This is a genomic window from Paenibacillus illinoisensis NBRC 15959 (assembly GCF_004000925.1).
Taxonomy (GTDB): domain Bacteria; phylum Bacillota; class Bacilli; order Paenibacillales; family Paenibacillaceae; genus Paenibacillus; species Paenibacillus illinoisensis.
In genome coordinates this window covers 1,197,526-1,212,243 of the sequence record NZ_BIME01000001.1, presented here as the reverse complement: position 1 = coordinate 1,212,243, position 14,718 = coordinate 1,197,526, and the positions used below count along the sequence as shown (strand labels likewise).

Genomic DNA, 14,718 nt, shown 5'->3' with positions numbered 1-14,718 from the left:
CCTTTCCATTATCGTTTGGACTGGCGGGCCAGATAGGCGCTATATTGGAAAATGCGTTCCAATGACTTTTTACGAATCTGGGGTTCATCGAATTTCATCGGTTTCGCATTGGCTTCGAAGAACCAGATTTCTCCGAGATCATCGATGCCAAGGTCCATAGACATCTCCCCAAGCGTGTGGCCAGAGCCTCGTTCAACCTGACGGGCGATCGTTAATGATGTCGATCTGACTTTTTTCATTAGTGCAGTTGTTGTTTCTTCCCCGAACAGTTCGGTAAGAAGCTTCTCGGGATCTTCGACGCTGCCTCCGCGTGGAACGTGGGTTGTAATGCTTCGTGAACCCGCCAGTCTTGCACCCACCCCTGTTACACTCCACTGTCCTTTGCCATTCTTCTGTACCAGAACGCGTAGATCGAAGGGGCGTTTGCGGGATGAGGCAAGTTCGATTCCTTGCTGCATGATATAAGGTGTATGCCCGGTTTCCCGGCGAATACGAGACCATAACTTCGCAAGTGTTGCTGCCTTATACGTGGTGCTCTTTCGGGAGCTTTGTATTCTGAGCCGGAACGGCAGACGTTCCTTTTCCTGAAACTTCAGCATCATAATGCCTTTTCCCGCTTTTCCGCTCTCCGGCTTCAGATAGAGATAGGGAAATGCCCGCAGCACCGTACCCAGCGTAGTAGCACTTCGCATCCGGCGTGTATGAGGGATCAGGTGCTGGGTAGATTTGGACTTCTTCAGCCATTCGAACAGATCCCATTTATTGAAGAAAAACGGATTATACAGCTCAATCCCCGATTGCTTGCATTCCTCAATTTTTCGCTGAACGGAAGGCTTTCGCTCATCTTCCCGATAGGGAATGCGATTGTACAGCACATGAGGGAGAGGGAAGGACTGTGAAGTCCATTTTCCGCTCCCTTTGTTGTACGTATAGCCCTTAACCGTAGGACCGCTCACGTTCAGATCTCTTACAGTGACGATATACACCTGATAACCCATGTTTTCGCCTGTCTGTATAATGTCCAGAAAATTTTGATGGTTTCCCCTGAATCCCCGGTGGTCGTCGTGCATGGTCAACACGGCAATGACAGGTTTGAAATCATCATGAAGGCTCATCAAATGCCGTCCCTCTTCCGGAATTTGCTCAAATACAGGCAGTGTTCCAAAATGTGCTCCACCGATGATTTTCCCTCCACCCGGAGTGAAGGGTGACGGAAGATGGAGCGCCCGGGTTTGGCGTTTGCTTCGAACATCCATACATGTTCCTCCTGATCAATGCCCAGATCAAAGCCAATCTCACCAATCAGATGCTGGTGCTGGGTTTCAATCGCCTGGGCCAGTGTAATAGCGACGGATTTGGCCTGCTGCAGCACTTCTCCCGCACGTTCGCCGAAGTTACGGCTGAGCGCCTGTTCAGGGGTCATCAGGGAGCCGCCGTTTTTGATGTGGGTAGTCACGCTGCCCCGACCAGCCTTCTTGGCACCGATACCGACGACGACCCATTGATTGCTCCCGTTTTTGTGCATATGGAAGCGAAAATCAATCGGACACTCATCGATCTCAATGAGCCGGATGCCCTGCTGTACGACGTAGCCTCGCAGCTGTTTTCCATGCCTGCCCTGAAGCATGCGCATTAGGCCGTTGAATGAACCGAAGCGTAGGAGGGCATTGCCGCCTTTCTTCCGGTAGCGTGCGAAATATCCGCGTTTGGGCGAATAGGTCAACCGATAAATTCCGTTACCGAGACTTCCCGCCGTCGGCTTGTAATATACAAACTGGTGTCGTTCCAGCATTTCTCTCATTTGTTCGACAGTCGGATTGGTGATCGATTCTGGAATATATCTACCTGCTTCAGGATCATTCTCCAGCAGCTTGTAGATGTCCGATTTATTGAAAAAGCTCCAGTTGAAAAATGGGATCTTACGACGGACAAACCGTTCCCTCAGTTGATTGATGGCAGGCGAGAAATCGGAACGGCGGCTGGGTAACCTGTTGTACACGACGTCTGGCAAAGGGACCGTTTTCCGAACAAAGCTTCCATTTTCGTTCAGAAAAAAACCGGATACCGTTTCATTCTGCCAGTTAATATCCCTTGGAGTGAACGCATAGATATAGGATTTACGGCTGCCTTCCCGGAGCAATTGCTTGATGAACCCGGTACGGGAGCCAAACGGATTCGAGCTCGTTGCAGGTCCATCGGACAATACTCCAATTAGTGGACCGAGCTGGACTTCATCATTTTGCAGGTTGCGCAGATAGATGCTGCCCCGCTTGGGAACGTTCATCAGATTGCGTATGCCCGAGGCGAGATAGAGATGTTTCCCTGCCTTCTTGATCGGTTTGATGGTTGCAGGCACCCGGTCTCGCCCAAACCGCAGATGTATCGTTTTTTTGCCGGATAGATTCAGACTTTTCATTAATGCGTTGGATACATAAACCACTTTATCCGGTTGCTGCGTAAAATGCAGATTGCAAAAGGTCAAACTCATGATTTATCCTCCTATCCTGAAAAAAATCCTTCGGCTCCATGGCAAGCGGGCGCTGCGGGCCTAGCCGCCTTGAATCGGGATGGGTTTCAGGCCAGCTGTGCTGGATGTATTCGGCATTTTCATTGGACGAACGACGTCCGTGAGAACATGTTGTTGCAGCAAATAACGAGCATAGGCAAGCGGCTGGGTGTATGTCAGTGTCTGCATGTGTCGATCGCCTGCCTCTGCGAATGAAGAGCGCCCTGGCTTCGAATTGACCTCAAGCAGCCAGAGACGACCTGTCGAATCTGCTCCAAAATCCAGTCCCAATTCAGCAAGTCTGCCGAATTGACCCTCCAGCAAGGGAGGGATTAGAGCAGCAGCATGATGGATCCCTTCTTGAATGGTGTTGGCACGCATACTCCCGTATCGATTCATAAGATAAGAGTGAGCTGGATAGGCCTTTCCTCCGCCATGCAAATTGGAGGTAAGGGAGCCTTCGGCACCCTCACGAACCATGCATCCCGTCAGGGTCCAGCGTCCGTGTTTGTTTTTTTGCACCAGGGCACGGATGTCGAATGGATGCCCATTATGACTCAGGTCCAGATATGGCTGCATGATCATCCGGCGACTGGAAATCTTGGATTCAAGCCAGGTTGAGAGCGCATGAGGTGTATAAAATCTACGCTGAAAACGTTCATTGTCCTGATCTCTGCCTTCAATAACCCAGGTGGGGGTATCATTTTCTTGGGTTAGACGAAATGTTTCCTTGCCATGGGTTCCTGAAACAGGCTTGAAGAAAAGTCCCTTGGGCCATCGTTTCAGCCACTGCTCCCATGGAGCATGAGGTTGAAGGAGTACGGTAGGGACGAGAAGGCCGCTCAGCTGTTTTTCCCGAGACAGTGCCCGGTGGACTTTCCATTTACCCGGCAGGGAAACAGACCAGTAGGGTCTGATGTGCCCACTGCCCGATAAAGCAAGTTCATGAAGCTGCTGTCTCCATCGCCTTGGAAGTGGCAGCAGGCAGCGATCCATAAGCATCTGCACCCCGTGAACAGGAGCTGTTTTCCATTGTTCGTTACGGTAAATGTATCCTTTTTCTGGTAAAGGGTTATCTCGATCAGCGGATATGGGCAGCACGATGATATTCAAGTTATAGCGATGACTCTCCAAACTGAGACGACGGCAAAAGAGTTCATCCGAGAACGGCGGTGATCCCTCAGCACCACGGACCAGGATGGCTATGGTTGATGTTTGCGGCGATGATGGCATCGAAATGCACCTCCTGTAATGGATCACTCTTCAGAATCCGGCCAGATACGTGGAGTATTCCAGCATGGCTTTGACAGAGGGCCGGATTTTACTCTCGCTCAGTGGCGTATTGTCATTCTTGGACGGTTTCGAATTAACCTCGAGCAGCCAGACACGACCAGTGGTATCCATCGCAAGATCAATACCAAGTTCACCGAAATGGGCTGGAATCGCATGCTCAATTCCTTTGGCAATGTCGAGCGCTGCCGTATGAAGATTGGCAAAAGCGGAGGCTTTGGCTGATCCAGGAAGCTGGGTTTTGGCCACAGCATCCTTAACGGTACTGAGGCTTCCGCCGCGGGCTAGATTCGATACATAGTGGCTGCCTCCGGCAATACGGGCCACGATGGATGTAACACTCCATTTGCCTGATCTGTTTTTTTGTACGAGGGCACGGAAGTCGACGGGCCTGCCGCTGTTATCGATGAGTGACAGGCCTTGCTGGATCTGGTATCGCGTCGTTTTCATTTTTCCGGACAGACTGGCATAGAGTTTATCCAGGGAAGTATACGTTTGTTTGCGGGTGCCCCCAACACTGGTTGCGAGTGTAAGGAAACTGCCGTCAATTTGACGGGAGACCCGGATGATTCCTTTGCCAAGCGAACCTCGCACAGGCTTGAGAAATACAACCGGATACCGGGTGCACATCGTTTTGAGCGTGGCAGAGGACTTCAGCAGATGAGACTCCGGCAGGACCCTTTTGAGCGTTGTAATGGACTTCAAGGCATCAAACACTTCATTTTTATCCAGGAACTTTTCATTAAAGGTTTGTGTGCCGTAGAGAGATTTTACTTCTTTCATGAAATGCTGTACGCTAGGTTTGTTCTCAAGCTTACGGGATGTCAGCCTGTTATTGACGACGTCTGCAATGGGCAGAACCGTCTTTTTCCAGCCGTCATCATACACCCAGCCCTGAATATGACCCGTTACCGCTCCGATATCCTCTGGTGTGAAAAAGGATACATAGGCGCCCTGCTTACGGCAGGCCTTCACCAGCTCATGGCAGAACATCGTGATGGAGCCAAAGGGCCGATCGGGCTGATCGGGATAATCCTGGCTTACCAGCACACTGATGAAGGGTCCAAGGCGCAGCGTACGGCTGGCTGAACGATAGGATACACTCAGGACCGAACGGGGAACCAGGCCGGTCTTGCTGGCTACCGTCTGATTGATGCGAAGGCCGTCATATCTAGGAACCGGAATAACGGTGACTTCACGGCGGTAAGAGCCGAATTGAAGCTGAAGCGGCCTTCCCGAAGGGATTTTAAGGGCCTTGAGCACCCCTTCGCCCAGCATGATGACGTCGTCCTGCAGGATGCCCGAGCCGGTAACCTGAATCGTTACTTTTTTAGTGGACATCACGGATCTCCTTCCGGGCGGCAACTTGATGTCTGATCTCGAAGTTGAACGGCATCTGAACATGGCATGTGCTTCATCATATGAGGACATATACCCCTTGGTGATTGACCCATTTGGATTAAATGCAATTGATTTGACTTCGGAATCGATGACCTGTCTGGGTCAGCCATTGTTTGAGAGAAGAGAAATGCGTGTATAAACACGGGTGAACGTTGCGACGAGAAAAATGAGGGAATGATTGAATAGCAGCAGAACAATCCAAATTGAGGAGGAATAATAGTGAATATTTATGACAAAGCCAATGATCTGGCCAAAGCACTGAGAGAAAGCAGCGAGGTGGAAGAAATTACTTCCGCGATGAAGCTGATCGAAGCTGACCCGGAGGCGAAACGCATGCTGGACAGCTTCCGTGATCAACAAATGGAATTGCAGCAGCGCATGATGAGCGGCGACATGCCGGCACCGGACGAGATGGAGAAAATGGAGAAGCTGTTTGAGGTACTGAGCCTGAATCTCAACATCCGTCGCCTATTTGATGCGGAGCGTCGTCTGAGCGTGATCATTGAAGATGTGAACAAAATTATTGCTGACAGCCTGGGCCATCTGTATGGCGGTGCTGAGGCGTAAGACGTTTAACAGGTTATTTGTCTGAATCTTTCATATTGCACAGTTCCCGTTCATAGACTAGACATATAGAGTCGATCAAGAACGAAGGAGCTGTGTATGGTGAAAAGGTTGAAAAAGGCAAAACATGTGATCTATCTGCTTATCGCTCTGTCAATGCTGGTTATCGCGCTGCCGCGAATTTCCTTCGCTGGTGGAATGGACTGGGTTAATATTTTTGGCATCGTATGGGTGCTGTTCTCCCTATTAATCATTGGTGCGCACCTTCATTTCATTCTCGGTGTAGATGAAGAGAAGAAGCGTGCACTGGAAGCTGTTCGCCGGGCCAAGCTGCGGCAGTGGGAGATGAAGCTGGTGGACAAGCAGGAGCAGAGCAAGTCTGTATAAGCCTTGCATCAAGGCGTCAGGACAGAATCCGAAGACCGATGATCCTTCAATCCGAAGGGGAATCGGTCTTTTTGCGTTGATAAACGAAGAGGGGGGGGGATGGGGTTATTTTCCTCGGAGCGTGTTATAATAGATACAGAATAGTACAGATGCATCTTCGGGGGTGGTACAGATGGACGGACAGGAAGAGAATGTAACGAAGCACGAACAGCTGCTGCAGCATATCGAGCAATTAAAAGTCGGCAGTAAAATATCGGTCCGTGGCCTGGCAAGAGAGCTTGGCGTAAGTGAAGGGACAGCATATCGAGCAGTCAAGGAAGCAGAGAACTTCGGGCTGGTAGTAACCAAGGAACGGATTGGAACGGTACGGATCGAAAAGAGACCGCGCGGCATGTCAGAACAGCTGACCTTTGCCGATGTGGTCACCATTGTGGAAGGTCATGTGCTCGGAGGCAGTGATGGCTTAGCCAAACCACTCCACAAGTATGTGATTGGTGCGATGAAAGAGCAGGCCATGGCCCGCTATATAGATGCCGGAAGTCTGCTTATTGTAGGTAATCGGGATAATGCCCATTCACTTGCGCTTGAGCAGGGAGCGGGTGTACTCATTACCGGCGGATTCGGCACAAGTCGTGAAGTCCGATTGCTGGCTGATGAGCTGGGACTGCCGATTATTTCTTCCAGACATGATACATTCACCGTGGCTTCCATGATTAACCGAGCAATCTTTGACCGATTGATCAAGAAAAAAATCATGCTTGTCGAGGATATTATCGGTCAGAAACCCCGTCTTCAAGTGCTCAAGGTCACCAGCTCTGCCGCTGATTTTCACAAGCTGGTTGCCGAAACGGGAGATCATCGCTTCCCGGTAGTTGACGAATGGAATCGTGTTATCGGCATTGTCAGCCTGAAGGATGTGAGCGAACTTCTGGAAGACCAGAGCATTGAGAAATGCGTCGTGCGCCGCCCGGTTACAGCCTCGCTGCAAACCTCACTGGCTTCTGCCGCGCAGATTATGACTTGGGAAGGCATTGACTTTCTGCCCATTGTGGATCGCAATCGGAAGCTAATTGCCTCGATTACGCGGAAGGAAGTACTGCAGGCCATGCGCGACGCGCAGAAGCAGCCTCAGCTCGGCGAGACCTTTGATCATCTGATCTGGAACGGATTTGCGGAGGAACGCGGAGAACAGAATGAATTGATGTTTCATGGATTCATTATTCCGCAGATGGCGACAGACCTGGGCACGATCTCTGAAGGGGTACTGCTGAACGTCATGACGCAGGCGGGACGGCGGGCTGCCTGGGATGTTACGGGCAACGATTATGTTGTGGATAATGTGACGACGTATTTTGTCCATCCGGTGCAGATTGAGGATCAGATTTTGGTTCGACCCGTCATTCTGGAGACGAGCCGCCGAACCTGCAAAATGGACATTGTCATTACCCGTGAAGGAAATGTCGTATGCAAAGCGGTCATGACGCTGCAATCAATTGACCACGCCTAGTTCAGGTGATCAGTGAATCACTGCTCCCAAATATATAACAAAGAGGATATCCGCACTCATCGGTACATGTCGAACTGCTGTTCACGCCGCATTCAGACATGTATTGATGAGTGGAATATCCTCTTTTCGCTGCAGATAAATTATAACTGCGTGCATTAAACAGACTGCCTGGACGCGCTGCCTGACTGATTTCCGCTGTGCTCCCGTAGACGGGCAAAGTAGCTGCGGTTGCGCAAGCCAGCGAACAGATTGTAGGCCCCAATAATCAGAAAGAGCGCTTCCACAACAATAGAGAGGCTCGATCCGGTGAAGACAAACATGAGGATTATGGACAATACAATCAGCATGCCACCCATCCAAATATTGGTCCATGAACGGTAAAGGCCAGCGTCAGCGGCATTCGCGGCCCGGTACGAACGAATGCTGTTCAGCGCCGAGCAGACCATGGCTAGAGCGAATATGGCGATCAGGACATACTTGAGAACATCAATCAACACGAATGAGCAGCTCCTTTTCTGGAAAGCATTTACTGCCCTTATTGTACCACGCGAGCCAGGGACAAGGGCAGTTTTTTCTAGCTGCTTCCCAGTGGTTAAGCCGGAACATGCATCCGAATTTGTACCCAAACCTGAAGTACGCCTTCCATAACAAGCATGGTTTTGACCTGAACGGTGTATTCTTTTTCTCTTACCGTGTATACTTTCTGGTTCAACATGATGCGGGTCATTTTGCTGTACTCATCGATATTAAATACATCACGACCACGAAGAACCTCAAGCTCGTCCCCCAGCTTCTGCAGCATGATTTTCAGAGAAGCCTCGTCCGGACCTTTGTCAGACTCTTCAGCGCGCACCTTAATTTCCTTAATGACGGTTTGCCGTTTACTGTATTTTTTCAGCGTTTTGATATCCTCCTCATTCTGATGCAGCTGGAGCTGCAACTCCTGATTGGTTAGCCAGAGTTTGTTATAGCTCAGGTGAAATACACCGTTGTATACAGCGCTTCCCGCGATCATTCCAAGGACAAACACGGCTGTCATGCGCATAAGCGGGCGGTAGCGTGAAAAAGGCGGAATCCTCATGGGCTCAGTCCCGGTGCCATATTAACCCCGCCCTCCGCCGCATACCCATTTTACGAGTTCGGTTCCCATATGAGCGCCCATAAAGGCCGAGATCAGATACAAAATTTGCTTGACCGCTGGCGACAGATTGCCGTCGAGAACGTTGCTCTCAATGACACGCATCGGATCGATGGTGCCCCCAACTGCGGCTGCAAGCGCCCATATCTTGATTTTGCCGGAAATATCAAGCATCGTCTGAGTCGGAGGCTGGAGAGAGATAACAGCACCAATTCCTCCGATCATCGCACCGCCCAGCACAATGCCAAACGCAATAAAGAAATCAAGAATGGCTTTGGATAAAAATGTGCTCACCCGCTAACACCCCTTTCAGACCCAGCAGCGCACCTCCTGTCAGTGGCCCGAAACAGGGGGAGCGGCTTGTACTCTTATTGTATGGGCGTGCCCCCGGACGATATGATAAAATAGAATAATAAAGTACGGTTGTACGTGCTGAAATTTTATTTAGTTATTGTATTCATATAGAAGAAAGATAGGCAGCACCTGGGCTCTGAAGACAGATGCTGCAGCTATCCGCGGCGAAAGGAAGTAACGAACATGAGTTCTTTTGTGCATTTGCACGTTCATAGTGAATATAGTTTGCTGGACGGCGCTGCGCGTATTCCGGATCTCGTGAACCAGGCCGCAGATCTTGGGATGACCACACTCGCATTGACCGATCACGGCGTCATGTACGGCGCTGTTCCCTTTTATAAAGCCTGTATCGAACGAGGCATCAAGCCGATTATCGGTTGTGAGGCATACATGACCGCAGGGTCCCGCAAGGAGCGGGGCAGCCGCAAGGATCAGCCCATTCACCACTTGATTTTGCTGGCGAAGAACATGACAGGTTACCGCAACCTGATGAAATTATGCTCTATTGGGCATTTGGAAGGTTTCCATTACAAGCCACGTATTGATATGGAGAGTTTGGCTGCCCATCACGAGGGCATTATCTGTCTGAGTGCTTGTCTGGGAGGAGAAGTGCCTCAGCATTTGCTGCATGGACGGGAAGAAGAGGCTCGGCGGGCTGCGCTTCGTTATAAACATATTTTTGGTCCTGATTTCTATCTGGAGCTTCAGGATCACGGCCTCGCAGAGCAGAAAAGAGTCAATCCCCAATTGATTCGTCTAGCCGAGGAACTGGATATTCCGCTTGTAGCTACCAATGATGTGCATTACTTGTCCGAAGCGGACGCTGAACTTCAGGATGTGCTCATTTGTATCGGAACCGGGAAAACCGTTGATGATGAGAGTCGTCTTCGGATTGGTACCAATCAGCTGTATTTGAAAAGTGAGCAGGAGATGGCCCGCTTGTTCCCTCATGTGGAAGAAGCGCTGAAGAATACGGTTCGTATTGCCGATTCCTGTGAACTGCAGCTGGAATTTGGCAAGTCCATCTTGCCTGAATACAGACCGCTTCCTGAGGGACAGAGTCCTTCTCAGTACCTGAGAGAGCTCTGTGAAAAAGGCATGAAGGAACGATATGCCGGCTCAGAACGCTGGACGGATTCGGCCCTTCGTTCCGACTTGGAGCAGCGATTGAACTATGAACTTCAGGTCATCGACAGTATGGGATTCTCGGATTACTTCCTGATCGTATGGGATTTTATCGCTTATGCCCATAGACAAGGGATCGTTACTGGCCCAGGGCGGGGTTCCTCGGCGGGAAGCCTTGTTGCCTATACACTGCATATTACTGATGTTGATCCGATGAAATATAACCTGCTCTTTGAACGTTTCCTGAATCCTGAACGCATTTCCATGCCCGATATCGATATCGATTTCAGCGATGAGCGACGGGATGAAGTTATTGATTATGTCGCAGCCAAATACGGAAAAGCACATGTGGCACAGATTATTACCTTTGGTACAATGGCTGCACGTGCAGCAGTAAGGGATGTTGGACGGGCGTTAAATGTACCTTATGGCGAGGTGGATAAGGCAGCGAAGCTCATTCCTGCCCAGCTCGGGATCAACATCCGGCGTGCCATGGAAGCAACGCCTGAACTGAAGGCTTTATATGAAACGAAGCCGAAAACCCGTGAACTGCTGGACATGGCCATGAAGGTAGAAGGCATGCCGCGCCATGCCTCCACGCATGCTGCCGGGGTCGTTATATCACGCGATCCCCTGACCGATGCCGTTCCGCTTCAGGAAGGAAGCGAGGGCACTGCGCTAACCCAATACTCGATGGAAAATCTGGAGTCAATCGGGCTGCTCAAGATGGACTTTCTCGGACTGCGGACCCTTTCCATTATTGAACGCTGCCTGCGTTGGATCGGGGAAGAAGGCCAAGTTCCGGATTTCCGCTATATCGCGGATGATGATGCAAAGACGTATGAGATGCTTGGCCGTGGCGACACGATGGGCATATTCCAGCTGGAATCGGCGGGCATGCGTCGTGTGCTGAAGGATCTGAAGCCGACGGTATTTGAAGACATCATCTCCGTTCTCGCTTTGTATCGTCCGGGTCCAATGGAGTTCATCTCCAAGTATATTCAGGGCAAGCATGGACAAATTGAGGTCGATTATCCCCATGCCGATCTGGAATCCATCCTTAAGGATACGTATGGCATCATCGTCTATCAGGAACAGATCATGCAGATTGCTTCACGCATGGCGGGGTTCTCACTGGGGGAAGCAGACTTGCTGCGCCGAGCCGTGTCCAAGAAGAAACGGGAAGTGCTCGATCTGGAACGTGGACATTTCGTTCAGGGCAGTCTCAAACAAGGCTATAGCGAGGAAGAAGCGGACCTGGTCTATGACATGATCGTGAAGTTTGCCAACTACGGTTTCCCGCGTGCCCACGCCGCGGCATATGGTGTACTGGCGTTCCAGACCGCATATCTGAAGGCTCATTACCCGGTTCATTTTATGGCTTCCATGCTGACCGCTGTTATGGGCAGTCACCGCAAGGTTGCGGAATACGTCGTGGAATGTCGACGTATGGGAATTGAAGTCCTGCCGCCTGACGTCAACGAGAGCGGCATTCTGTTTACTCCAGTCTTTGCAGTAACCGGTAAACCGGAGAACAATCTGACTGACAGGTCCGACATAGACAATGGGAACAACACCGAAAATCATATGTATGATCATCCCGGCCAGGAAGAATATGGTGATGCACCATTGCCGGATGACCCAGGCCCAATGCCCGAAGAAGGTGATGATTCATATGGCTGGCAAGCTTCGACTGTAATTCCTGAAGACCTGAAACAAGAGGGGTTATCTGGAAACGGTAGTGAAGCGTCGGCGATAAAACATGTAGATCAGGATGAAACGGGTTTATCCGGCGGAGTGGACCAGAATCAAGCTGAGGTATTTGCATCCGGTTCTATCCGTTTTGGACTGGCTGCTGTGAAGAATGTCGGCACCCAAGCTATGGAGAGTATCATGCTCGTCCGCAAGGAGCGCCCATTCGACAGTTTGCTCGATTTTTGTCGCCGTGTTGATCTGCGTGTCTGCAACAAACGTGTCATTGAATCATTGATTCAGGCGGGAGCTTTTGACACTTTACCGGGACACCGGGCTCAGCTGCTCGCGATGCTGGACGAGACGGTGGAAGCTGCTCTGAAGTGGCGCAAGGAGCGCGAGGATCTGCAGATTCAGCTGTTTGATTTTGTTGAGACACCCAACTGGGAGATTGAATATCCACAGATCCCTGCGTATTCGGCCACTCAGCAGCTGGAGCTTGAGCGGGAATTGTTGGGTCTCTATCTCTCCGGTCATCCGCTTGACGATTATGAAGATGTGCTCGAATCGAGCGGGGCAGACCGGATTATGGAGCTGACCGAAGCGGCCGACGATACGATGGCCGTTGCTGCCGGGATGGTGGTGTCCGTGAAGTCGATCACGACGAAACAGGGCAAGGCCATGGCGTTCATGGAGCTGGAAGACCAGATTGAACGATGCGAAGTGGTTCTCTTTCCCGAAGTATGGCGGCGGAGCCAGCAGCATGTCGGGAAAGGCGAACTGCTCGTCGTGCGTGCCAAAGTGCAGCAGCAGGACGAAGGGTTTAAGCTGCTGGCTGAGGAGGTGGCGCCGCTCACACAGGCGGCACTGGAACAGCAGCTGCGCAGCCGCGAACGGCGCGGGAAGCCCGGCAGCGGCAGCCCTTCCCGGCCGGCGGCACCGGCACGGCAGCCAGCCGGTGCGGGGGCTGGAGCAGCAGCTGGAGCTGTACGCAGCAGCGCAGGTGGAGGGCTGGCAGCAGCGCACCGAGAGGAAGGCGCAGGCAAGGCTGAGGCGACGCCTGCATCGCCGCCAGGCAGCACCGTTTCTGCCAGTGGATCTGAGCAGATTCGCCGGTCTCAGCCCGCACAGCAGCGGGTGTTCGTGAAGATCACTCCACAGTCCGAGAAACCGGAACTGCTGACACGTTTGAAGCAGCTGCTCCAACAGCATCCGGGTCCGGTTGCAACGGTACTTTTCTATGAGCAGCAGCAGAAGCTGCTCGCGTTAAGCGATGCTTACCGGATTAAACCGTCTCCTACACTGTTCTCCGAGATGGAACAGATGCTGGGCGAGGGTACAGTTAAAATCAAGTAATGGCCTTGGCAGCGCCCATCGCCAAAGGAGGAACCTGTCCGGTTATGCCGGACGGGTTCTTTTGTTTGGCCAAACCAAGTGAGACTGCTGTCTGCGGAGCCCCGTTTAACCCCGGACAGAAGTCCATTTGTGTTTTTTTATGAACGTTTTGCTGGGTAGCCGCATACACTTGAGAACACCGAAGGACCTCGCGGTCCTCGGGGGAGCGATGCGGGAGGTCGAGATATGTCATATGAAATCGTAGAAGCTATGCTGGCCCGGCGGGGTGTACAGATTGATGCAATCGCTGAAATTGTATATCGTCTGCAAAAAGGGTACCACCCGGAACTGACAATGGATGATTGTGTAACAAGTGTGAAGTCTGTACTACAAAAAAGAGAGGTTCAGTATACGCTGTATACTGGCATTGCTCTGGATGAACTGGCTGAAAAACGTCTTTTGCCCCAGCCGCTGCAGGCCATTATGGAAGCGGATGAATCCCTGTATGGAGTGGACGAGACTCTGGCCCTTGGCATTACCCATGTGTATGGCATGATTGGTTTAACCAGTTTTGGTTACCTGGATAAAGAAAAAATAGGCGTCATTCACGATCTGAATGAAGATGGATCAGGCATTCATGTCTTCCTGGATGATCTGGTCGCCGGTCTGGCTGCTGCGGCTTCCGCACGTATTGCCCACAAAAATCTCAATGCTAAAAAATACCCTACCGATTAATAATTTCCTCCCTAGCTGCAGGACATTCAGGGCGGCAGGTGCTGCCCTGGAGAACCTGAACGTCTTATCTCCCTTGCCAAAATATCAGACGAAGTGTTAAGCGTATCGGTTATCCTAGTGGGACAAATGTCCCCCAAGATCCCGTTTTCTCCCCTAAGGTCCTGAACCCTTCCTTGCAGAAAAAAACGGAGGTATGGTATCATTAGTCCAATATACGGGCTCTGAACATTAGCTTAGGGGGCGGACATGGCATGTGGACGGTGATTTACATTGCACCGACAGCAAAGGTTGCGGACAAGATTAAGACCAAGCTTTCGGAAGAAGGTTTTCTGGTACAGACCCGTCCCATCAGTTTATCCAAGCAGCAATTTGAGATTCGCGTCCCTTCTGGGGAATTGGAAGAAGTCCAGGAAGTGCTGAATTCGATTCTGCATTCCTGATTTGATTCAACATCAGAGGTGCCTTGGCGAAGAAGAAAGTACCATCGGTACATAAGGGGCTGACCGCGCAAGCGGAGAGAGGAATCGACTTGCATGTATTGTATGCTGCTGTCCTTCCTTCTTTTTTTGTTAGGCTATGGACTGACCAGGCTGCTCCCGGAGACCCTACCGAGACAAGTTCAAGTATTTCGCGCAACAATCTTTCGGTAATACAGGTAACATCAATCGTGCTGATAGAAGCCAC

The 14,718-nt window shown here is 51.1% G+C and carries 14 protein-coding genes; 7 read left to right on the top strand and 7 right to left on the bottom strand.

Translation table 11 applies throughout. The features are described 5' to 3' along the window. Positions 1 to 8: 8 nt before the first annotated feature. From PIL01S_RS05235 to PIL01S_RS05220, 4 genes are read right to left on the bottom strand one after another with little or no spacing between them, the layout of a single operon-like run. Entirely contained in the window at positions 9 to 1,115 is a 1,107-nt protein-coding gene (locus PIL01S_RS05235; RefSeq protein WP_127536535.1) for a YheC/YheD family endospore coat-associated protein, read from the bottom strand. Further along, positions 1,115 to 2,488, bottom strand: a complete 1,374-nt coding sequence (locus tag PIL01S_RS05230; protein ID WP_095288141.1) for a YheC/YheD family endospore coat-associated protein — start codon at positions 2,486 to 2,488, stop codon at positions 1,115 to 1,117. The genes PIL01S_RS05235 and PIL01S_RS05230 overlap by 1 nt, the downstream gene beginning before the upstream one ends. 60 nt (positions 2,489 to 2,548) lie before the next feature. Then, complete coding sequence (locus tag PIL01S_RS05225; protein WP_127536534.1) at positions 2,549 to 3,739, bottom strand: YheC/YheD family endospore coat-associated protein; 1,191 nt, start codon at positions 3,737 to 3,739, stop codon at positions 2,549 to 2,551. A 30-nt stretch (positions 3,740 to 3,769) separates the two neighbouring features. Then, positions 3,770 to 5,137: a YheC/YheD family endospore coat-associated protein gene (locus PIL01S_RS05220; RefSeq protein WP_127536533.1), complete on the bottom strand. Its 1,368-nt coding sequence runs from the start codon at positions 5,135 to 5,137 to the stop codon at positions 3,770 to 3,772. Positions 5,138 to 5,165: 28 nt separating this feature from the next. On the opposite strand from PIL01S_RS05220, the gene PIL01S_RS29430 reads away from it, so the two are divergent. The 4 genes from PIL01S_RS29430 (at position 5,166) to PIL01S_RS05205 (ending at position 7,655) form a co-directional block, all read left to right on the top strand. Continuing rightward, on the top strand, positions 5,166 to 5,336 hold the full coding sequence (locus PIL01S_RS29430; RefSeq protein WP_164764169.1) for a hypothetical protein: 171 nt from the start codon (positions 5,166 to 5,168) through the stop codon (positions 5,334 to 5,336). 80 nt (positions 5,337 to 5,416) lie between these two features. Next, on the top strand, positions 5,417 to 5,764 hold the full coding sequence (locus tag PIL01S_RS05215; RefSeq protein WP_095288137.1) for a YlbF/YmcA family competence regulator: 348 nt from the start codon (positions 5,417 to 5,419) through the stop codon (positions 5,762 to 5,764). A 96-nt stretch (positions 5,765 to 5,860) separates the two neighbouring features. Further along, the gene (locus PIL01S_RS05210; protein ID WP_076289792.1) at positions 5,861 to 6,148 is read left to right on the top strand and encodes a hypothetical protein; all 288 of its coding nucleotides are present in this window, start codon (positions 5,861 to 5,863) and stop codon (positions 6,146 to 6,148) included. 172 nt (positions 6,149 to 6,320) lie between these two features. Then, positions 6,321 to 7,655 (top strand): DRTGG domain-containing protein, encoded by a 1,335-nt coding sequence (locus PIL01S_RS05205; protein WP_127536532.1) that lies wholly within the window; start codon positions 6,321 to 6,323, stop codon positions 7,653 to 7,655. A 155-nt stretch (positions 7,656 to 7,810) separates the two neighbouring features. Here PIL01S_RS05205 and PIL01S_RS05200 read toward each other — a convergent pair whose 3' ends face one another. From PIL01S_RS05200 to PIL01S_RS05190, 3 genes are all read right to left on the bottom strand, one after another. Next, positions 7,811 to 8,152, bottom strand: coding sequence for a YtpI family protein (locus PIL01S_RS05200; protein WP_095359016.1), 342 nt, complete (start codon positions 8,150 to 8,152; stop codon positions 7,811 to 7,813). 95 nt (positions 8,153 to 8,247) lie between these two features. After that, complete coding sequence (locus tag PIL01S_RS05195) at positions 8,248 to 8,736, bottom strand: hypothetical protein (RefSeq protein ID WP_127536531.1); 489 nt, start codon at positions 8,734 to 8,736, stop codon at positions 8,248 to 8,250. A gap of 21 nt (positions 8,737 to 8,757) precedes the next feature. Further along, complete coding sequence (locus PIL01S_RS05190) at positions 8,758 to 9,087, bottom strand: YtrH family sporulation protein (RefSeq protein ID WP_095288133.1); 330 nt, start codon at positions 9,085 to 9,087, stop codon at positions 8,758 to 8,760. A gap of 243 nt (positions 9,088 to 9,330) precedes the next feature. Here PIL01S_RS05190 and PIL01S_RS05185 point away from each other — a divergent pair, with 243 nt between their 5' ends. The 3 genes from PIL01S_RS05185 (at position 9,331) to PIL01S_RS05175 (ending at position 14,474) form a co-directional block, all read left to right on the top strand. Beyond that, positions 9,331 to 13,320 (top strand): DNA polymerase III subunit alpha, encoded by a 3,990-nt coding sequence (locus PIL01S_RS05185; protein ID WP_127536530.1) that lies wholly within the window; start codon positions 9,331 to 9,333, stop codon positions 13,318 to 13,320. A 225-nt stretch (positions 13,321 to 13,545) separates the two neighbouring features. Next, positions 13,546 to 14,034, top strand: a complete 489-nt coding sequence (locus PIL01S_RS05180; protein WP_095288131.1) for a phosphatidylglycerophosphatase A family protein — start codon at positions 13,546 to 13,548, stop codon at positions 14,032 to 14,034. A 251-nt stretch (positions 14,035 to 14,285) separates the two neighbouring features. Next, positions 14,286 to 14,474: a hypothetical protein gene (locus tag PIL01S_RS05175; RefSeq protein ID WP_017689496.1), complete on the top strand. Its 189-nt coding sequence runs from the start codon at positions 14,286 to 14,288 to the stop codon at positions 14,472 to 14,474. The last annotated feature ends 244 nt before the right edge of the window (positions 14,475 to 14,718 follow it).